This window comes from Shinella kummerowiae (genome assembly GCF_009827055.1).
In the GTDB taxonomy this organism is placed as follows: Bacteria; Pseudomonadota; Alphaproteobacteria; order Rhizobiales; family Rhizobiaceae; genus Shinella; species Shinella kummerowiae.
The window spans coordinates 124392-144823 of the sequence record NZ_WUMK01000007.1 but is presented as its reverse complement, the minus strand read 5'-3'; the positions used below and the strand labels follow the sequence as shown (position 1 = coordinate 144823).

The 20432-nt window shown below is 63.5% G+C and carries 18 protein-coding genes; 6 read left to right on the top strand and 12 right to left on the bottom strand.

The window, feature by feature from the left end:
- Position 1 precedes the first annotated feature (1 nt).
- From paaE to paaX, 7 genes are all read right to left on the bottom strand, one after another.
- A complete protein-coding gene (gene paaE, locus GR138_RS19080) occupies positions 2 to 1078 on the bottom strand; it encodes a 1,2-phenylacetyl-CoA epoxidase subunit PaaE (RefSeq protein ID WP_160860851.1) in 1077 nt (358 codons plus the stop codon).
- 87 nt (positions 1079 to 1165) lie between these two features.
- A complete protein-coding gene (gene paaD, locus GR138_RS19075) occupies positions 1166 to 1690 on the bottom strand; it encodes a 1,2-phenylacetyl-CoA epoxidase subunit PaaD (RefSeq protein WP_160860850.1) in 525 nt (174 codons plus the stop codon).
- A gap of 9 nt (positions 1691 to 1699) precedes the next feature.
- Positions 1700 to 2482 carry a 1,2-phenylacetyl-CoA epoxidase subunit PaaC gene (gene paaC / locus GR138_RS19070; RefSeq protein ID WP_160860849.1) on the bottom strand — a complete coding sequence of 261 codons (783 nt, stop codon included), beginning with the start codon at positions 2480 to 2482 and terminating at the stop codon, positions 1700 to 1702.
- Positions 2482 to 2766, bottom strand: coding sequence for a 1,2-phenylacetyl-CoA epoxidase subunit PaaB (gene paaB, locus GR138_RS19065; RefSeq protein WP_120668644.1), 285 nt, complete (start codon positions 2764 to 2766; stop codon positions 2482 to 2484). The genes paaC and paaB overlap by 1 nt, the downstream gene beginning before the upstream one ends.
- A 13-nt stretch (positions 2767 to 2779) precedes the next feature.
- A complete protein-coding gene (gene paaA / locus GR138_RS19060; protein WP_160860848.1) occupies positions 2780 to 3784 on the bottom strand; it encodes a 1,2-phenylacetyl-CoA epoxidase subunit PaaA in 1005 nt (334 codons plus the stop codon).
- Positions 3785 to 3807: 23 nt separating this feature from the next.
- A complete protein-coding gene (pcaF, locus tag GR138_RS19055; RefSeq protein ID WP_160860847.1) occupies positions 3808 to 5013 on the bottom strand; it encodes a 3-oxoadipyl-CoA thiolase in 1206 nt (401 codons plus the stop codon).
- Positions 5014 to 5193: 180 nt separating this feature from the next.
- Positions 5194 to 6087 carry a phenylacetic acid degradation operon negative regulatory protein PaaX gene (gene paaX / locus GR138_RS19050; RefSeq protein ID WP_420853674.1) on the bottom strand — a complete coding sequence of 298 codons (894 nt, stop codon included), beginning with the start codon at positions 6085 to 6087 and terminating at the stop codon, positions 5194 to 5196.
- A gap of 215 nt (positions 6088 to 6302) precedes the next feature.
- On the opposite strand from paaX, the gene GR138_RS19045 reads away from it, so the two are divergent.
- Positions 6303 to 8972, top strand: a complete 2670-nt coding sequence (locus GR138_RS19045) for a bifunctional diguanylate cyclase/phosphodiesterase (RefSeq protein WP_160860846.1) — start codon at positions 6303 to 6305, stop codon at positions 8970 to 8972.
- Here the strand turns inward: GR138_RS19045 and GR138_RS19040 are convergent.
- Genes GR138_RS19040 through GR138_RS19020 form a run of 5 tightly spaced genes read right to left on the bottom strand, consistent with a single transcriptional unit; the run spans position 8953 to position 15430 of the window.
- Positions 8953 to 10092, bottom strand: coding sequence for a gluconeogenesis factor YvcK family protein (locus GR138_RS19040; RefSeq protein ID WP_160860845.1), 1140 nt, complete (start codon positions 10090 to 10092; stop codon positions 8953 to 8955). The two genes, GR138_RS19045 and GR138_RS19040, sit on opposite strands and share 20 nt — an antisense overlap.
- A 21-nt stretch (positions 10093 to 10113) precedes the next feature.
- Complete coding sequence (locus GR138_RS19035) at positions 10114 to 11757, bottom strand: ABC transporter ATP-binding protein (RefSeq protein WP_160860844.1); 1644 nt, start codon at positions 11755 to 11757, stop codon at positions 10114 to 10116.
- Positions 11732 to 12862 (bottom strand): ABC transporter permease, encoded by a 1131-nt coding sequence (locus GR138_RS19030; RefSeq protein WP_160860843.1) that lies wholly within the window; start codon positions 12860 to 12862, stop codon positions 11732 to 11734. The genes GR138_RS19035 and GR138_RS19030 overlap by 26 nt, the downstream gene beginning before the upstream one ends.
- The gene (gene oppB / locus GR138_RS19025) at positions 12855 to 13778 is read right to left on the bottom strand and encodes an oligopeptide ABC transporter permease OppB (protein ID WP_160860842.1); all 924 of its coding nucleotides are present in this window, start codon (positions 13776 to 13778) and stop codon (positions 12855 to 12857) included. Before oppB ends, GR138_RS19030 begins: the two co-directional genes overlap by 8 nt.
- A 56-nt stretch (positions 13779 to 13834) precedes the next feature.
- Entirely contained in the window at positions 13835 to 15430 is a 1596-nt protein-coding gene (locus GR138_RS19020) for a peptide ABC transporter substrate-binding protein (RefSeq protein WP_160860841.1), read from the bottom strand.
- A gap of 279 nt (positions 15431 to 15709) precedes the next feature.
- Between GR138_RS19020 and GR138_RS19015 the strand changes: the two genes are divergently transcribed.
- The 5 genes from GR138_RS19015 (at position 15710) to GR138_RS18995 (ending at position 20416) form a co-directional block, all read left to right on the top strand.
- Complete coding sequence (locus GR138_RS19015; protein ID WP_160860840.1) at positions 15710 to 16483, top strand: amino acid ABC transporter substrate-binding protein; 774 nt, start codon at positions 15710 to 15712, stop codon at positions 16481 to 16483.
- Positions 16484 to 16589: 106 nt separating this feature from the next.
- Positions 16590 to 17270 (top strand): ABC transporter permease subunit, encoded by a 681-nt coding sequence (locus GR138_RS19010; RefSeq protein ID WP_160860839.1) that lies wholly within the window; start codon positions 16590 to 16592, stop codon positions 17268 to 17270.
- Positions 17267 to 18028: an amino acid ABC transporter ATP-binding protein gene (locus GR138_RS19005; protein ID WP_160860838.1), complete on the top strand. Its 762-nt coding sequence runs from the start codon at positions 17267 to 17269 to the stop codon at positions 18026 to 18028. Before GR138_RS19010 ends, GR138_RS19005 begins: the two co-directional genes overlap by 4 nt.
- A gap of 132 nt (positions 18029 to 18160) precedes the next feature.
- Positions 18161 to 18601, top strand: a complete 441-nt coding sequence (locus GR138_RS19000; protein ID WP_069061004.1) for a helix-turn-helix domain-containing protein — start codon at positions 18161 to 18163, stop codon at positions 18599 to 18601.
- A gap of 6 nt (positions 18602 to 18607) precedes the next feature.
- Entirely contained in the window at positions 18608 to 20416 is a 1809-nt protein-coding gene (locus tag GR138_RS18995) for an AfsR/SARP family transcriptional regulator (RefSeq protein WP_160860837.1), read from the top strand.
- Positions 20417 to 20432: the final 16 nt, after the last annotated feature.

Sequence of the window (20432 nt, the reverse complement as noted above, 5' to 3'; positions counted from 1 at the left end):
CCTACTGGTCGTAGCTGACGACGATACGGTCGGTGAGCGGGTAGCACTGGCAGGTCAGCACATAACCCTGGCGCACCTCGTAATCTTCCAGCGCGTGGTTGGTCTCCATCTCGACCTCGCCTTCCAGAACCTTGGCGCGGCAGGTGGAACAGACACCGGCCTTGCAGGCGTAAGGCGCATCCATGGAATTCTCGAGCGCGGCATCGAGCAGGCTCTGGCCGTGCTTGGGGAACTTGAAGATGCGTGTCGCGCCGTCGAGCGTGACGGTCGCCTCACAGGCGGCAGCATGGTCGGCGCCGTTGACCTGTTCCACCTTGCGCCGCGCCCGGCCGGGCTGCGAGGAGGCGAAGAGCTCGAACTTGATCTGATCGTCGCGCAATCCGTGGTCACGGAGCGCCGCGGCAATCGCCAGCATCATCGGCTCGGGGCCGCAGATAAAAGCGGTCGTCACCGATTTCGGGTCGATCCAGTTCTTGAACAGCGCCGCGCACTTTTCACCATCGATGCGGCCGGTGAAGAGGTCGATATCCTGCGCCTCGCTTTCCAGCACATGCAGCACGGAGAGCCGGCCGAGATAGAGGTTCTTCAGGTCCTCCAGCTCCTCGCGGAACATGATCGAGCTGATCTGCCGGTTGGCGTAAACGAGCGTGAAGCGGGCACGCGGCTCACGCGACAGCACCGTCTTGATGATCGAGAGCACCGGCGTGATGCCGCTGCCGCCGGCAAAACCGAGATAGTGTTTGGCCGTTTCCGGCTCCAAAGCTGTGAAGAAGGCGCCCATCGGCGGCATGGCTTCCAGCGTGTCGCCGGGCTTCAGGTTCTCGTTGACCCAGGTGGAGAAGCAGCCGCCATCGACGCGCTTGATGCCGACCTTCAGCACACCCTCGTCCTTGCCGGCGCAGATCGAATAGGAGCGGCGCAGTTCCTCGTCCTCGAACTTGCGGCGAAAGGTCAGGTACTGGCCCTGCGTGAAATCGAAGACGGCGCGGTCCTCGTCTGCGGGCCTAAGCGTGACCACGACCGCATCGCGCGTCTCGCGGCGAACGTCGGTGACGGTCAGGGGATGAAAACGTGCCATGCGTAGGCCCTTTCCATAGAGCAATTCCAGCAAAAGTGCGTCGCGGTTTTGCGTCCGGAATTGCGTAAAAACAAAAAGCTCTGGTGGTCAGATGCACTTGAAATAGTCGAACGGTTCCAGGCAGTCGGTGCAGCGATAGCTCGCCTTGCAGGGCGTTGAGCCGAACTGGCTGATCTTCTCGGTGTTCGCCGATCCGCAGCGCGGACAGGCGATCGTCAGGTTCGAGCGGCCGGACAGCCGGTCGATGCGCTTCATCAGCACGCCATCGGCGGCCGTGCCGTCGATCGGCGGGGCGATGCCGTAATCGCGCAGCTTCTCGCGGCCCTCGGCGCTGATCCAGTCCGTCGTCCAGGCCGGCGAGAGCTGGCGTTCCAGCTTCACCTTGGAAAGGCCCTTTTCCGCGAGCGCCGTCTCGATATCGAGATTGATGATCGTGGTGGCGGGACAGCCGGAATAGGTCGGCGTCACCGTCACCACCAGCGTATCTTCTCGCCAGGCGACATCGCGGATGATGCCGAGATCCGTCAGCGAGATCACCGGGATTTCCGGATCCGGCACCTCAGCCAGCCAGTGCCAGACCTCATCGATCGAGGGACGGAGCGCCGGGTCCATGGCTGCCTCCTACCAGGTGGCGCCCGGATAGGCGCGCTGGAGGAACTGCATCTCCGACAGGATGAAGCCGAGGTGCTCGGTGTGCACGCCGCGCCGGCCGCCCTTGTGCATGTAACCGTCGGCCGGCTTCTTCAGCGTGCCTTCGGTGAAGGCCTCGGTGACAATCTCGTCCCAGCCGGGCTTGAGGCTCTGCGGCTCCGCAATGACGCCGGCTTCCGCAAGCGCCGCATCCACCGCATCGGCGGCGAACATTTCGCCGGTATAGGGCCAGAGATCGTCCAGCGCCGCCTGCATGCGGCTGTGGCTTTCGGCGGTGCCATCGCCGAGGCGGATGACGAGGTCGCGGCTGCGGTCGAGATGGTAGGAGACCTCCTTGAAGGCCTTTTCGGCAATCTCCGCGATGCGCGTCTCGGTCGAGCCCTTCAGCGCCTTCAGGAGCAGGTAATGCCAGGCATCGAACAGGAATTGCCGCATCAGCGTCTTGCCGAAATCGCCGTTCGGGCGCTCGACCAGCAGAATGTTGCGGAAGTCGTAGCCGTCGCGCAGATAGGCGAGGTCATCAGCGGAGCGGCCCTTGCCCTCCACCTCGCCGGCAAGGCCGAGCCAGAGCTGGGTCTGGCCGATCAGGTCGAGCGCGGTGTTGGCAAGCGCGATATCCTCCTCCAGCGCCGGCGCGTGCCCGCACCATTCGGAAACGCGATGACCGAGGATCAGCGCATTGTCGCCGATGCGCAGCAGGAATTCGAGAAGTGCGGCCTGATCGACCGCCGGTTCAAGGGCAGCGCGCGCCATCACATATGCCCCACTTCATCCGGAATGTCGAAGAAGGTCGGGTGACGGTAGACCTTGGAATTCGACGGATCGAACAGCGGGCCCTTTTCCGAGGGGGCGCTGGCGGTGATCTCGGACGACCGCACCACCCAGATGCTGACGCCCTCGTTGCGGCGCGTATAGACGTCGCGGGCATTGTTAACAGCCATTTCGGCGTCGGGCGCGTGCAGGCTGCCGACATGGCGATGGTTGAGGCCGTGCTGACCCCGGATGAAAACTTCCCAAAGCGGCCATTCGCTGGACATCGTGCTCTCTCCCTTACTCGGCGGCGATCTTGGCGGCGGCGCGGCGGTCGGCTGCCTTTTCGGCATGCGCCGTCAGGCCGTCACGGAACCAGGCGCCGTCACTCCAGGCCTTCTTGCGGGCGTCGAGGCGTTCAGCATTGCAGGGACCGTTGCCGGCGATCACGTTGAAGAACTCTTCCCAATCCGGCTCGCCGAAATCGTGCCCGCCCTTTTCCTCGTTCCACTTGAGGTCCGGGTCCGGAACGGTGAGGCCGAGATACTTGGCCTGCGGCACGGTCTGGTCGACGAATTTCTGGCGCAGCTCGTCGTTGGAGTTCTGCTTGATCTTCCAGGCCATCGACTGCGCCGAGTGCACGGAGGCGTCGTCCGAGGGGCCGAACATCATGAGCGACGGCCACCACCAACGGTTCAACGCATCCTGCACCATGGCCTTCTGAGCCGGCGTGCCCTTCACCATGCGCGCCAGGGCGTCAAAACCCTGGCGCTGGTGGAAGCTCTCTTCCTTGCAGATGCGCACCATGGCCCGCGCATAGGGGCCGTAGGAACAGCGCTGCAAGGGCACCTGGTTCATAATCGCCGCGCCATCGACCAGCCAGCCGATCGCGCCGATATCGGCCCAGGTCAGTGTCGGATAGTTGAAGATCGAGGAATATTTAGCCTTGCCGGAATGCAGCTGCTCGTACATCTGGTCACGGCTGATGCCGAGCGTTTCGGCGGCACAGTAGAGATAGAGGCCGTGACCCGCCTCGTCCTGCACCTTGGCGAGCAGAATGGCCTTGCGCTCCAGGGTCGGCGCACGGGAAATCCAGTTGCCTTCCGGCAGCTGGCCGACGATTTCCGAATGGGCGTGCTGGCTGATCTGGCGCACCAGCGTCTTGCGATAGCCTTCCGGCATCCATTCCTTCGGCTCGATCTTCTGGCCGGCATCGACGCGTTCCTGAAAGGCGCGCTCATGAGGTTCCATCTCGTCGAGGGACCGGACGCGGGCGGCATCGGTCTTCACCATCTGGGCATACATGGTCTTTCCTCCTGGCTTGCGCGTCAGACGCGCTCGAGAATGATGGCAATGCCCTGGCCGACGCCGATGCACATGGTGCACAGTGCATAACGCCCGCCCTGGCGGTGGAGCTGGTAGGTCGCGGTGGTAACGAGGCGCGCACCGCTCATGCCGAGCGGGTGGCCGATGGCAATCGCCCCGCCATTCGGGTTCACATGTGCGGCATCGTCCGGCAGGCCGAGATCGCGCAGCACGGCAAGCGCCTGCGAGGCGAAAGCCTCGTTGAGCTCGATGACGTCCATCTGACCAAGCGTCAGACCGGCACGCTCCAGCACCCGGCGCACCGCCGGTGCGGGGCCGAAGCCCATGATGCGTGGCTCAAGCCCTGCTGCCGCCATGGCGACGACACGGGCTTTCGGCGTCAGGCCCTGCGCCTTCGCAACGGCCTCGCTGGCGATGATGAGCGCCGCTGCACCATCATTGACGCCGGAGGCGTTGCCGGCGGTGACGGAAAGGTCCGGGCCATTGACGCCCTTGAGCTTGCCAAGTTGTTCGGCCGTCGTGCCGGGACGCGGATGTTCGTCGCGGTCGACGACGAGCGGATCACCCTTCTTCTGTGGCACGGAGACGGGCACGATCTCATCGGCAAAGACGCCGGCCTCGTGCGCCGCCGCCCAACGCGCCTGGCTGCGGGCGGCAAACGCGTCCTGATCCTCGCGGCTGACGGCAAAATCGGCGGCGACGTTGTCGGCGGTTTCCGGCATGGAATCGACGCCGAACGCCTTCTTCATCTTCGGATTGACAAAGCGCCAGCCGATCGTCGTGTCGTAAACGGCATTCGACCGCGAAAAGGCGCTGTCGGCCTTCGGCATGACGAAGGGCGCGCGGCTCATGCTCTCGACGCCGCCGGCAATGACGAAATCGCAGTCGCCGGCACGGATGGCACGGGCGGCCATGCCGACGGCATCCATGCCGGAGCCACAGAGGCGATTGACGGTGGTGGCGGGAATGGAAACGGGAAGACCGGACAAGAGCACGGCCATGCGGCCGACATTGCGGTTGTCCTCGCCGGCCTGGTTGGCACAGCCATAGATAAGGTCATCGACCTTCGACCAGTCGACGCCGGGATTGCGTGCCATCAGGCCCGAAAGCGGCAGGGCCGCCAGATCGTCGGCGCGGACCGACGACAACAGGCCACCATAACGGCCGATCGGCGTACGGACAGCATCGCAGATAAAGGCTTCGGACACGCGGTTTCCTCCCAGTACCCAGGGTCGGCATGCCTCTCCCGAAACATTCGCCGACCGATCGGTTGGTTATTTACCACTCAATACGTCACAAATCAATGGATTATTTTCCAATTTCTGTGATGTGTCGTTTCAGCAGCTGGTATTCTAGCACAAACTGCATTTTTCCGTACGAAAAGAGCTTCAGATGGCGTCGCGCAACAGCGAAAGACGGCGCAGCGTCGCCTCGCTCGCTTCCGGAAGCGCACCGTCCGCCGTCACGAAATGGCGTGCGACATGCTGGTCCGCCTCGGGCGAGAGGCGAAGATAGAGGGTGCTGAACAGCCGCCGCGCCTCCTCGCCCGGCCAGTCTGCCGGCAGCGCCGCCTGCGGCAGGCGCGGATCACGCAGCACGACGAGGCGGAACTGATGGACAAGCACCAGCCGGGCGGCGAGGCTTTCGGCAGCCCCCAGCCGGGCGCCGCCGGCGAAGAGATCGGCAAGCCGCCCGAACCGCCCGATGAAACCGCGATAGGCATCGGCATGCTGCGCAAGGTTCCAGTGGTCGGCGGCAAAGGCGCCGAGATCCGCGTCACCGCTCACGACCTCCGCCCGGAAGAACACGGCCGGCTGAGTCAAGGACGGCATCGACCGCGCGCCCACCGCAAGCCTTGGCCCCAGCCGCGCATGGCCGGCGCGCTCCAGAACCTGCATCGCCTCGTCAGGCGCTGACCCCGTCAACTGCACGAAGTGCCAGTCCGCCACTTCGGGCGGGCCATAGAGCATGCGGGCGGCGGCAGCGAACTCGGTGCGGGCCGGTGCGGCCAGACGGTAAAAGCTGCGGCGCCCCTCGCGCTCGCCCGACAACTGGCCGGCGGCGACAAGACGCGAGACGGCGGTGCGCACCAATGTTTCGCTGATACCGACATCGGCGCAGGTCTCGATGAGATTGCCGGTCCAGACCACGCCTCCGCGCGGCTCCACCACGTCGCCATAGATGGTGACGATGAAGCCGGCCGCCTTCAGCGGGCTCTCCTCGATGATCGCCTTCATCAGCGCGCCGAACGCGCTTGCTGGCCTGTCCTTGTCGTCCGGCACGTCTGCCCGCCTTCACTTGCAATTTCGGTCGTGCCGAGACCTACCCCAGAATTGGCCGGAACGGAAAGCCCGCACGGGCACGGCACCAACAATCTCACAGAAGAGGGGCTGGTTTCGTCAGTAAATATTTAAGCCGCATCTGCCATCGTCCGCCGATAGCCGAACCTCGAGCAAACCGTCGCCGAGGGCTGGAGCGCGGAGACCGACGAAACACGATGACCGACCGGCATGCCCCACCATCCTTCCGGGGGCTGGGATATTATGTCCCCGCCATCGTCGTCGCGTTTGCGGTGCTCATCGCCGTCTTCCTTGCGGATGTGCAGAAGCGCCGGCTGGAGGAGGAGTATCTGCGCTCCTTCACCACCGAACAGCTCGGCCTGCTGCGCTCGCGCCTGCAGGGCAATATCCTCGGCAACGTCAAGCTGGTGCAGGGCCTCGTCGCCACGCTCTCGACCGAACCGACCATGCCCCCTGCCCGCTTTGCCGATCTCGCCGGCCGCATCTTCGACGAGGACAATCAACTGCGCAGCCTCGCCATCGCGCCGGATTTCGTCGTTTCCCTGGTCTATCCGCTGAAGGGCAACGAGCGCAGCCTCGGCCTCGACTACCGCAAGAACGAACGGCAGCGCGCCGCTGCCATGCAGGTAAAGGAACTTGGCCGGATGATCGTCACCGGCCCTGTCGATCTCGTGCAGGGTGGTCGCGGGGTGATTGCCCGCTATCCCATCCATGCCGGCAAGGACAATGCCTTTTTCGGCATCGCCTCGGCGGTGATCGACCTTGAAAAGCTGTTTTCCGCCAGCGGCTTCAAGAGCGACATGCGGGTTGCGCTGGCCATTTCCAGCCGGGCGCATGACGGCGGCGAGGCACGCACCTTCTTCAACACGAAAGCGGCCGTCGATGTCGATCCGGTGGTGATGACCATCGATATAGGCCACGAGACCTGGACCATGTCGGCCGCACCGCTGAAGGGCTGGCACCAGCCGTCAGCCGACCTCGGGCTGTTTCGCGGCGGACTTGCGCTGCTCGCCATCGTCATCGTCGCGCCGATGTTCTGGGTCGGTTACCTGATGAAGGACCGTCACCGCCATATCCTGGCGCTGCAGGACCGGGAAGACCGACTCGAAACCGTCTCGCAACGCCTGCAACTCGCGCTCGATGCATCCAAGGTCGGCGTGTGGGAATACGACACCGAGACCAAGGCACTCGCCTGGGATGCGCGCATGCGCGAACTCTACGGCGTGCCGCGGACACAGCCGGTTTGCAGCTACAAGGACTGGCGCGCGGCGCTGCATCCCGACGACATCGAGGAGGCCGAACGCGTTTTCGCCGACGCCATCGCGGCGGACAAACCCTACATTACCGAATTCCGCGTTTTGGCCAGAGACGGCAGCATCCGCCACATCCGCGCGCACGGCATGACCTATCGCGCGGTCTCGGGCGTAAAACGCATCGTCGGCGCCAACTGGGACGTGACGGCAGACAACCAGCTACAGGCGGACCTGCTGCAGGCAAAGCTGATGGCGGAGGCCCAGAACCGCGCGCTGGAGGATGCGCGCCTCGTGCTGGAGCACAATTCTCTGCACGACGCGCTGACCCGCCTGCCGAACCGCCGTTTCCTCGACCAGCAGATCGCGCTTGCCGGCAGCGGCGACGGCCGTCCGCTGACACTGCTGCATATCGACCTCGACCGCTTCAAGGATATCAACGATACGCTCGGCCATGCCGCTGGCGACGAAGTACTGAAACAGGCGGCCGGCGTCTTGCGCGCCCATGTGCCGGCGGAAGACTTCATCGCGCGCATCGGCGGTGACGAGTTCGTGCTGCTGTCGCGCCGCGACCCGATCATCGCCGACTTCGCCGCCCTTTCGGCCCGCCTGATCGCGGCGATCAGCGAGCCCATGGCAATCGAGGGCCATGATTGCCGCATCGGCGCAAGCATCGGCATTGCCACTCGCAATGACGCGGAGGAATCCACCGAGCAACTGCTCGTCAATGCCGATATCGCGCTTTACGAGGCCAAGCGCCGCGGCCGCAATCGCGTCGAGGCGTTCAACGACGACCTGCGCCTGCGTACCGTCGAGGTGAAGCGGCTCAGCGACGACATTCTGCGCGGCCTTGAGCGCGGAGAGTTCCGCCCGTTCTTCCAACCGCAGTTCGACGCGCAAACGCTGGAGATCGTCGGCGTCGAGGCGCTCGCCCGCTGGGACCACCCGTCCCGCGGTTTTGTTGCCCCCGATGTCTTCCTGCCCGTCGCCGAAAGCCTCAACGTCGTCGCCCAGATTGACGAGGCGATCCTCGACCAGGCGCTTTTGCAGGCCATGCGCTGGGAGGCGCAGGGGCTGGGAATCGCCCGCGTCTCGGTCAATGTCTCCTGCCAGCGCCTGCGCGATGAAAATCTCATCGAAAAGCTGAAGGCGATGAACATCCGCCCCGGCGCGCTGACCTTCGAACTGCTGGAATCGATTTCCTTCGATACCGCGGATGACGGATTGAAACAGGCGATCGAGGACATCAAGGCCCTTGGCATCGAGATCGAGATCGACGACTTCGGCAGCGGCCATGCCTCCATCGTCAGCCTGCTCGAACTGTCGCCCAAGCGGCTGAAGATCGACCGGCGGCTGGTGCAGCCGTTGACGCAGTCGACCGCACAGCAAAGCCTGGTGCAATCGATCATCGACATCGGAAAGGTCCGCAACATCGAAACGGTCGCCGAGGGTGTCGAGACGATGGCACATGCCGACTTGCTGCGCCGCCTTGGCTGTCATGTCCTGCAAGGCTACGCCCTTGCCCGGCCGATGGCGGCGGAGGATTTCCTCGCCTTCGCCAAGGCGCGCGCCTGGATGCCGGCGGCGGGAATGCCCCTTACGGCAAAAGCGCGCTGAGCGCGTCCGCAAGCACGCGCCCGTCATGGTGGCCGCGCTGCCATGGATCCTCGAACTCGCCGATCACCACCTCGGCGCCCAGCCGTGCGCCCGTGGCCTCCAGAGCCTCGGTACCGAGATAGGCGAACGACCCCGCCGTCTTTTCAAAGGGCAGGATCTGGCGGTTCGCGAGAACATGCGTGAAGGGCCGCACATCTGCCCCGCCCTGGGCCTGCCAGACGCTGGCGGCAACCTCCACCATGCGCGCCACATCCATCCCGCGCGTTTCGCGGCATTGCAGGATATTGCCGAGGAAAACGCGGCGGGCATGCACATTGCGCACGATCGCCGGCACGATCCCGTCGACCAGGAAATGCGGCAGCACGCTGGTGAAGAAGCTGCCCGGCCCGAAAACGATAGCATCAGCGCTTTCCAGACTTTCGATCACCGCTTCATTCGCCGGGACGGCGGCCCCATCGCCGGCGGAAAGCGCGATTTCGCGCACGCCCGTCGCACTGTCGGCATCGCCGAGCGCCGTCAGGCGGTGCTGCCCTTCGATGCGCGTGCCGTCATTCAGCACGGCCGAGAGTGCCACATCGTTCACCGCCGTCGAGGGCCAGACATGGCCGGCGACCTCGCACAGCTTGCGAAAGACGAAAATCGCCGTGTTGATGTCGCTGTTATGGGCAAGGTGCGCGCCGGTAAGGATGAAGTTGCCGATGCTGCCGTTGCGGAAATCGAAATCCGGGCCGATGGCCGCCCGGAACGTCCGCAGGTAATTGAGGATCGCGCCGCGCAGGCCGGGCTCCATGCGCTCCAGAAGCGGATGGCGGCCTTCGGCATAGAGCGCAAACTCCGTGCGGGCGTCCTGTTCGGCGCCGCTGGTCATGCGGGCATTGCAGACCTTCACCACGTCACCCGCCCGGCCTTCGCCATGCGCCATAGTCATCAGCGCCTGACGGATGTCGCCGACGGCGAGCACGCCGAGGCTTTCGCGGATTACCTTGGAACTGCCGCCGCTGTCCCAGGCCGGTACCACGCGCGTGAGGCGGACCGGCAGGGAGCAGAGCGCAAGGTTGATCGAGCGGCAGGCACTGCCGCCCGAAAAGAGCACGATATGCGGACGTCGGCCTTCGGCCATGCCTACTCCTGATGTTTTTGCCTACGGCCCGATATTGTAGGCCGCACCGATCAGGGTCTTGGTATAGTCCGCCTTCGGCGCGCTGAAAATGGCATCCGTCGGCCCCTCCTCGACGATCTTGCCGTCCTTCATCACCACGACATAGTCGGACATGGCCCGCACCACCGAAAGATCGTGGCTGATGAAGACGTAGGAGAGGCCGTGTTTGGCCTGGAGATCGCGCAGAAGCTCGATCACCTGACCCTGCACGGAGCGGTCGAGCGCCGAGGTCGGCTCGTCGAGGATGACCGCCTGCGGCTTCAGGATCATCGCCCGCGCAATGGCGATGCGCTGCCGCTGGCCGCCGGAGAATTCGTGCGGATAGCGGTTGCGCGCCGCCGGATCGAGCCCGACCTCCTTCAGCGCCTCGATCGCCCGCTTGTCGCGCTCGGCGCGCGAAAGCTGCGGCTCATGCACATAGAGCCCTTCGGTGATGATCTCGCCCACCGTCTGGCGCGGCGAGAGCGACCCATAGGGATCCTGAAAGACGACCTGCATGCTGCGCCGGAGCGGCCGCATGCCGTTGCGGTCGAGATCGGAAATATCCGTCCTGCCGAAACGATAGGCGCCCTTGCTGGCGATGAGACGCAGCAGCGCCCGGCCGAGCGTCGATTTGCCGGAACCGGATTCCCCCACGACACCGATCGTCTGGCCTTCGTGCAGGCTGATGCTGACATTGTCGACGGCGCGGAAGGTGGAGGCGCGCTTCTTCAGCAGACCGCCGTCGATCCTGTAGTCCACGACGACATTGCGACCTTCGAGGATGATCGGCGCATTATCCGCCGGAGCCGCCTTGCGACCGTGCGGCTCGGCATCGATCAACATGCGCGTATAGTCGGCCTTCGGGTTCTCGAAGATCTCGGCCGTCGCCCCTTGCTCGACGATCTCACCACGTCGCATGACGGCGACCCGTTCGGCAAAATGCCGGACGATGCCGAGATCGTGCGTGATGAGCACGATCGCCATATCGAAGCGTTTTTGCAGATCGCGCAACAGTTTCAGGATCTGCGCCTGGATCGTCACGTCGAGCGCGGTCGTCGGCTCATCGGCGATCAGGATATCCGGCTCGTTGGCAAGCGCCATGGCGATCATCACGCGCTGCCGCTGGCCGCCGGACATTTCGTGTGGATAGCTGTCGATGCGGCGATCCGGCTCGGGAATGCCGACAAGCTTCAGCAATTCCAGCACACGCGGCCTTGCCTGATTTCGCGTGCCGCCACGGTGATGCACGATCACCTCGGCGATCTGCTTGCCGATCGGGTAGAGCGGATCGAGCGAGGTCATCGGTTCCTGGAAGATCATGGTGATCTTCGCGCCGCGGATATCGTTCAAGGCCTTGGGCGGCAGGCCGACCATCTCCTGTCCACGATATTTCGCCGAACCTGAAACCCTGCCATTGCTGGCAAGCAGGCCCATGATGCCCATCATGGTCTGGCTCTTGCCGGAGCCGGATTCGCCGACGACCGCCAGCGTCTCACCGGGGCGGACATCGAGGTCGATGCCCTTCACGGCGTTGACGTCGCCATCCGGCGTCGTGAAGGAAACCTTCAGGCCGCGCACGGCAAGGATCGGTTCCATGGTGTTTTTGGTGTCTGCCATGTCAGCGATCCTTCGGGTCGAACGCATCACGCAGGCCATCGCCGACAAAGTTCAGCGAGAAGAGCGTGACGACGAAGAAGATGGCGGGGAAGATGAGCAACCACGGCGCCGACTGGATGTTGTTGGCGCCTTCCGCAATCAGCGAGCCCCAGCTCGTCAAGGGCGCCTGCACGCCGAGGCCGAGGAAGGACAGGAAGCTTTCCAGCAGGATCACCTTCGGCACGATGACCGTCACGAAGATGACGACGGGGCCAATCGTGTTGGGGATGACGTGCCGGCGGATGATCTGCCAGTCCGTCAGACCCAGAGCCTCCGCCGCGCCAATGAACTCCCGCCGTTTCAGCGACAGCGTCTGACCACGCACGATGCGGGCCATGTCGAGCCATTCCACCGCGCCGATAACGAGGAAGATCAGCACGAAGCTGCGCCCGAAGAAGACGACGAGCACCACGACGAGGAAGACGAAGGGCAGCGAGTAGAGGATTTCGACAAAGCGCATCATCACATTGTCGACCCGACCGCCCATATAGCCGGAGATCGCGCCATAGGTGACGCCGATGCCGAGCGAGACGAGGCTGGCGAGCAGGCCGACGGCAATAGAGATCTGCCCGCCGAGCATGACGCGTGCCATGAGGTCACGGCCGTTGGTGTCCGTGCCGAACAGGAAGTACTCCCGGTCGACGATGCCGCTGAGCGTGAGCTTGCGGCCCTCGTCCTCGGTCGTGACCACTTCTGTCTTGTCGAACTCGTTGGCCCGGTCGAAATAACGCGTCGCGCGCGGGTCGATCGGATCCTTCGCGGTGATGGTCGCGGTGAAGGTTTCCCCTTCGACGGTGAAGGATTGCAACTCGACGCGGGCGCGGGTCGCGACACCCTTCATCGCCTCCTCCAGCGTATCTTCACCCGGCCGCGGCTCAAGGCTCGGCGGGATCGTCACATAGGAGGAGAAGACCTGGTCATAGCTGTGGCTGATGAAAAACGGCCCGAAGAACGAGAAGCAGGCGATCAGCAACAGCATCACCGAGCCTGCCATGGCAGGGCGGTTGCGGCGGAAGCGCATGACGGCGAGCTGGAAAAGGCTGCGCCCCTTCACATCGCTCGCGGGGGTTACGGATACGACGGCATCAGTCATGGCGAACCCTCGGATCGAGCAGGCCATAGAGAATGTCGACGGCCAGGTTGAACACGATGACGAAGATGGCGATCAGCACGACCGTGCCCATGACGAGCGTATAGTCGCGGTTGATCGCGCCGAGCACGAAGTAGCGGCCGACGCCGGGAATGGTGAAGATCGTCTCCACCACCGCCGAGCCGGTGAGCAGGGCAGCGGCACAGGGTGCAAGGTAGGAGACGACCGGCAGCATGGCGCCGCGCATGGCATGCACGACAACCACCGATTTTGCCGGCAGGCCATAGGCCCGCGCGGTGCGGATATGGTCGGTGCGCAGCGCCTCGATCATCGAACCGCGGGTGAGCCGCGCGAAAACGGCGAGCTGCGGCAGGGCAAGCGCGATCATCGGCAGGATGAGAAAACGCAGCGACCCGTCCCCCCAGCCGCCGGCCGGCAGCCAGGCGAGCACGATGGCGAAGATCAGCGTCAGCACGGGACCGACGACGAAGTTCGGCACCGTGACACCGACGGTCGCCACCGACATGACCGCAAAGTCGAGCGCGCTGTTCTGGCGCAATGCCGCGAACGTGCCGACGATGACGCCGCCGACAAGCGCCAGCAGCAGCGCATAGAAGCCGAGCTCGACCGAATAGGGCAGCCCCTTGCCGATCAGTTCGGCGACGCTGTTATCCTTGTAGATGTAGCTCGGTCCGAAATCGCCGGTGACGGCATTGCCCATATAGGTGAGATATTGTCGCCAGAGCGGCTGATCGAGCTGGTAGGCCCGCATCAGGTTTTCCATCGTGGCGGGCGGAAGGGGGCGTTCGAGGTTGAACGGTCCGCCGGGCGCAAAGCGCATGAGAAAGAACGAGATTGTGACGACGATGAATAGCGTCGGCACGGCGCTTGCGAGGCGCCGCAGAACAAAAGAAAACATGGCCAAGACTCCTGAGCAATGGTGCGCGGCCCGGAAGGCCACGCACCATCAGCGGATCATTCAGAAACGCTGAGGAAACGGCTCAGGTGTTCGTTGTTGACGTTGTCCGCCCAGCCCTTGACCTTGTCGGAAACAAGCCAGAGGTCCGCCTGCGTCAGAAGCGGCGCGACCGGCTGCTCCTTCATCAGGATGACTTCTGCATCATGCATTAGCTTGGCGCGGGCCGCCGGATCCTTCTCGTCGTAGGATTTCTTCATGAGCCCGTCGAAGTCGGCGTTTTCGAAATGCCCGTAGTTGAAGGTCTTGTTGGCGCTGAGGCTGAGCGCCAGGAAGTTCTCCGCATCCGCGTAGTCGGCCTGCCAGCCAGCGCGTGCCACGTTGAAAGCGCCGCCTTCCTGCAGATAGGCATAGTGTGAGGACACATCGAGGTTCACCAGCGAGACATCGGCGGCAAACGTGTTCTTCCACATGTCGGCGATGGCCGTCGCCACGCGCTCGTGGTTCGGGTTGGTGTTGTAGCGGATCTCGATCTTCAGCGGCTTGCCGCCCTCGCCATAGCCGGCTTCCTTCATCAGTTCGAGCGCCTTGTCCTCGCGATCGAGCTGCGAGAGTGTGCCGAAATCGGCAAAGCCCGGCTCATAGCCCTGGAGGCCCGGGGGCACCATCGAATAGGCCGGCAACTGCGAGCCCGAGTAGATTTCCTTGGCAAGGAAGTCGCGGTCGACAGCCATGGAGAGCGCCTGGCGCACGCGCACATCGCTATAGGGCTCCTGGCGGGTGTCGAAAGCATAATAATAGGTCGCCAGCGACGGCGAGACACGGACCTGTTCACCATAGCTCTTCTTCAGGCGGTCGATCTGATCGGCCGAGAAGTTGTAGACGAGATCCATTTCCTTTGCTTCGAAGCGACGGACAGAGGCGGCCTGGTCGTCGATCGGGTAGAAGATCACCTTGTCCAGCTTGACGGCAGCGGCATCCCAATATTCCGGGTTCTTTTCCACGACGAGATTGTCGTTCGGCACATGGCTGATCAGCTTGAAGGCGCCGTTGGAGATCATCGTGCCGGGCTTGACGAAGTCGGCACCGTTCTTTTCGACGCTCGCCTTGGAGACCGGCAGCGCGGTCTGGTGCGCGAGCAGCTCGAGGAAGAACGGCGTCGGGCGCTCCAGCGTGATTTCCAGCGTCTTGGCGTCGACGGCCTTGAGGCCGAGCTGGTCGACACCGAGTTCGCCCTTGTTGACCTTCTCCGCGTTCTTGATCGGATAGAGGATGTTGGCGTAACCTGCCGCCGTCTTCGGATCCTCGACGCGGGCGAGCGAGAACACGAAGTCCTCTGCCGTCACCGGCGAACCGTCCGACCACTTGCCATTCTCGCGCAGCTTGAACGTATAGACCGTGCCGTCATCGGAAACCGTCCAGCTTTCAGCGGCACCCGGAATGATCTTGCCGGCCGTGTCATAGATCGTCAGGCCCTCGTAGAGGTCCTTCAGGATGAACGCTTCGATATTGATGGACGTGTGGGCCTGGTCGAGCGTCTGCGGCTCGCCGGCATTGCCGCGATGAAGCACCGCTTCCGCGAGCGCCGGGCTTGCGCCCAGGAGGATCGCACCGGCCAGAAGTGCTGCACGAAAGCCAATCAGTTTGTTTGCCATTTTTTATCTTCCTTCCCCGTTGTTTTTTTGGGTGCCCAATCAATTGTCCCTGTTTGTGCACTTGGCAAGACCCTAAAAACAGGAAATGCACAGCGTTCGCTGGGCTTCGGCAAAGATTGAAAAATCAGGGAAAAAACGGCCCAAAGGCTCGGTAGACGGCAAGAAATGAGAAAAATATTTGCGTTTGCCGAAATTATTCGCAGTTTTCTGCCCATCGTTTCGCAAGAATTTCTGCGATCAATCGCGCAATCAATTCACCGTCAGAAACGGAGTTCCAAGATGAACGTGTTGAAAACCCTCGCCGTCGCAGCCGCCCTTCAAGCTGCCGTTTTTGCTCCGGCCCTGGCTGGTGAAAACCTCGCCGCCGTGCAGTCGGCCGGCGCGCTGAAGATCGGCACCGAAGGCACCTATGCGCCCTTCACCTTCCATGACACCGACGGCAAGCTGGTCGGCTTCGACGTCGAGATCGGCGAGGCGATCGCCAAGAAGCTTGGCGTCAAGGCCGAGTTCCTGGAAGGCAAGTGGGACGGCCTGATCGCCGGCCTCGACGCCAACCGCTACGACGCCGTCATCAACCAGGTCGGCATCACCGAGGCGCGCAAGCAGAAATACGATTTCTCCGAACCCTATATTGCCTCCAAGGCCGTGCTGATCGTTCGCGGCGACGACGAGAGCATCAAGGGTTTCGCCGATCTCAAGGGCAAGAAATCCGCCCAGTCGCTGACCAGCAACTTCGGCAAGCTGGCCCAGGAAGCCGGCGCCGAACTCGTCGGCACTGACGGTTTCGACCAGTCGATCCAGCTCGTGCTGACCGGCCGCGCCGACGCCACGATCAATGACAGCCTGTCCTTCCTCGACTTCAAGAAGCACAAGCCGGACGCCAACGTGAAGATCGCCGCCGAGCAGGCCAATGCCGACTATTCCGGCGTGATCATCCGCAAGGGCGAGCCGGAGCTTCTGGAAGCCATCAACAAGGCCCTCGTCGATATCAAGGCCGACGGCACCTACCAGGCGATCTCCGACAAGTATTTCGGACAGGACGTCTCGAAGTAATTCTTCGAGCGGCCCCGCTTCGCGGCGGCCAATTCCTCGCCTATAGATAGAACCATGACCTGGCCGGGGATCACCCCGGCCAGCCGCATTTCCGGAGGTTTTCCCCGTGCCGCCGTGGCTTCAACTGATGCTGGACTCGCTCGTCCCCCTGCTCTGGGCAGCGCTCGTCTTCACCATTCCGCTGACCCTGCTGTCCTTCGTGCTGGGCCTGACGCTCGGCCTCGTCACCGCCGTCGTGCGGTTGTTCGGGCCGTGGCCGCTCGTGGCCATCGCGCGCTTCTATGTCTGGGTGATCCGCGGCACGCCCCTGCTGGTCCAGCTCTTCGTCATCTTCTACGGCCTGCCGAGCCTCGGCATCCTGCTCGATGCCTTCCCGGCCGCCCTCATCGGCTTCACGCTCAATGTCGGCGCCTATACGTCGGAAATCATCCGCGCCGTCATCTCGTCCGTACCGCGCGGCCAGTGGGAGGCGGCCTATTCGATCGGCATGAGCTGGTCGCAGGCGATGCGCCGCACCATCCTGCCGCAGGCAAGCCGCGTCGCCGTGCCGCCGCTTTCCAACACCTTCATCTCGCTGGTGAAGGACACCTCGCTCGCCGCCGCCGTTACCGTGCCGGAACTGTTCCAGACAGCACAGCGCATCGTCGCCACCACCTACGAGCCGCTGATCCTCTATATCGAGGCGGCGCTGATCTATCTCGCATTGAGTTCCGTGCTGTCCGCGCTGCAGGTCCGGCTTGAAAAGCGTTTTGCCCGTTATGGCGGTTTCCTGGAGGCCCGCACATGATCGAGCTCAGCCATATCGAAAAACGCTTCGGCGACAACCACGTGCTGCGCGATATCAGCCTGACCTTGGCCGAAGGCACCGTCACGGCATTGGTCGGCCCGTCCGGCGGCGGCAAGAGCACGCTCCTGCGCTGCATCAACCTGCTCGAGACGCCCACGTCGGGGTCCATCAAGCTTGGCGAGGAGAAGATCGACTTCGCGCCCGGCCGCAAGGTCGGCTGGCCGGCAATCCAGAAGCTGCGCCGCCAGACCGGCATGGTCTTCCAGAATTTCCAGCTTTTCCCGCACCAGACGGCCATCGCAAATGTGATGGAAGGCCTTGTGACCGTGCTGAAGTGGCCGGCCGACAAGGCGCGCGCCCGTGCGCTCGAACTGCTCGAAAAGGTCGGCATGGCGCACAAGGCCGATGCCTGGCCGGCAACGCTGTCCGGCGGCCAGCAGCAGCGCGTCGCAATCGCCCGCGCGCTCGCCCCCTCGCCGCGCGTTCTGCTCTGCGACGAGCCGACCTCCGCACTCGATCCCGAGCTTGCCGAAGAGGTCGTCGAGGTGCTGAGCAGGCTTGCCCGCGAGGGCACGACCATGGTCATGGCGACACACGACCTGCGTCTCGCCTCCCGTGTTGCCGATACCGTCGTCTTCCTGGATGGCGGCGTGATCGTCGAGCAGGGGCCGCCGCGGGCGCTCTTCTCGACACCCGAACGGGAGCGCACGAAAAAATTCATCGCCTCGCTCAGCGCACCGCACAGCTACGACATTTAAATGCGGCACTTCCGTTACGTGAGGCAGTAAATTCCTAGTCGCGGCAGTTGCATCGCACGGCCGATTCAAGCAGAGTGAAGAGATATCCATAGTTCGCCATGCCCCGGCATGTCCTATAGGGGAGAAAATCTCATGATCAAGAAAACGCCGAATCCCATCGACATCTTCGTCGGATCCCGCGTGCGCCTGCGCAGGCTGATGGTCGGCATGAGTCAGGAGGCGCTTGCCGACCGGCTGGGCGTGACCTTCCAGCAGGTACAGAAGTACGAGAAGGGCACCAACCGCATCAGCGCCAGCCGTCTCCAGGCAATCTCGGATGTTTTCCGCGTGCCACCGAGCTTCTTCTTCCAGGATGACGAAAACGCCATCCCGACGGCAGGCGTGGCGCATGAGACCGGCGACGTTTCCACCTTCGTTTCCTCGAAGGAGGGTCTCGATCTCAACCGCGCCTTCCTGAAGATCGGAGATTCGGGCGTGCGCAAGTCGATCATCGCGCTTGCGACGGCCCTTTCCAAGGCAAGTGCCGAACAGGCAGGCGAGCGCGCAGACAACGCACCGGAACTGCGGGTCTGATCCCAAATGCCAGCACGGCTGCAGACGCTTGGCCATCTGCGCCTGCTCGACGAGGGCGGTAACGAGATCGTCTTTCCCGAAAAGGCGCTTCTGATCCTCTGCTATCTCCAGACACGCGGCATAAACGAAATGCCGCGGTCGGACGCTGCAAGCCTCTTCTGGGACGATGCCAACAGCTCGGCGGCCTTCGCCAATCTGCGGCAAACCGTTTCCCGTGCACAAAAGCGCCAGCGGGACCTCGACCGGACCTACCTCATATTCACTGACACGACGATCGCACTCGGACCGGAGCCGATCACCAGCGATATCGAGCAGGTCCGCGACGGCGCCAGCCTTAACATTCTTGCGGATCTTCTGACCGAAGACTTCCTGAAATACGTCAAGGCGGGCAACCGGGCGCTTGCTAACTGGATTGCCCTGCAAAGGGCGGCACACGCCGCCCTGCTGCGCACCGCCCTGCTCGACCGCAACGCGTCCGAGGGCGCATCGCGTCAGGCGCGCTCAGCCGCCGCCCTTCGCCTGCTCGAGAGCAACCCGGACGACGAGGATGTCCGTGCCGCGCTGACCGGCCGCCCGGCCGCTTCCACCAGCCTGATGACCTTGCAGCAGCCCGCCCGGATCCTGACGCCGGAGGAAATCGACATCTCGCTGCCGCGGCAAAATCCGCCGCGTGTCGTGTTGCTGCCGCCGGTGACGACGCTCGCCGCCCGAACCGCCGCGCGCTTTTCCGAAGCGCTGATCGAGGACGTGACGATCGGTCTCTGCGCGCTGCGCTCCATTTCGATCATCGCGCCGCATACCGCCGCGCAGATTTCGCTGCAGGCCGACCGGGCGACCACCTACGAGCGCCACAAGATCAGCTACATCCTCGAAACGAGGCTGCGTGACGAGGGCGATCGCCATACGCTCTTTGCCCAGTTGATCTTCTTCGGCAGCGACGAGGTGATCTGGGCCGAACGTTTTCCCCTTTCGGCGGAGGGCCTGGCCCGGTCTCGCCAGATGATTGCCCATCAGATCGCCGGGGCGCTCGCCACCGAAATCGAGCGCAACGAACTCGTGCGAAACGACTATGAGTTCGACGCCGGCGCCTATCGCAGCTTCCTTGTCGGACAGGGGCAGCTCAAGCTGCTCGACCTGCGCGACATTCGCCGTGCCCGCAAGAGCTTTCGCGAGTCCCTGCAGTCGAGAGGCGATTTCGCGCCGGCCATGAGCGGGCTGTCACGCAGCTATTTTCTCGAATGGCTGGTGACGGCACGCGGCGACGAAGAACTCCTGAAAAAGGCGGAGCGCCACGCCGAGGAGACCGTTCGCACCGACGATCGTCTTCCCTCCGGCTACCGCGAACTCGGGGTCGCAAAACTCTATGCGCGCCAGTTCGATGAAAGCGCGGAGCATATGGAACGCGCGGAGGTGCTGAGCCCGAACCATGCCAACGTTGTCGCAAGCTATGCCGACACGCTGGTCCAGGGCTCGCGGCCGGACCTCGGCCTCACGAAGATCCAACGGGCGATCGATCTCAATCCGCTGCCGCCGGACGATTATTTCTGGATCGCCGCCGGCGCCAGCTACTCGATCGGCCTCTACGAGCAGGCGCTCGACTATATTGCGCGCATGAAAGACCGCGTGCCGGCCGATCGGCTTGCGGCCGCGAGCTGCGGCATGCTGGGCGATACGAAAAAGGCACGGCAGTTCATCCGCCGCACCTACGATGTCCATCCCACCTTCGATCTCGAAAGCTGGATGGCGATTGTCCCCTTCAAGGAAGAATGGCAGCGCCAGCACTACTACGAGGGGCTGAAAAAGGCCGGATTTTAACAACCACACTCCAACA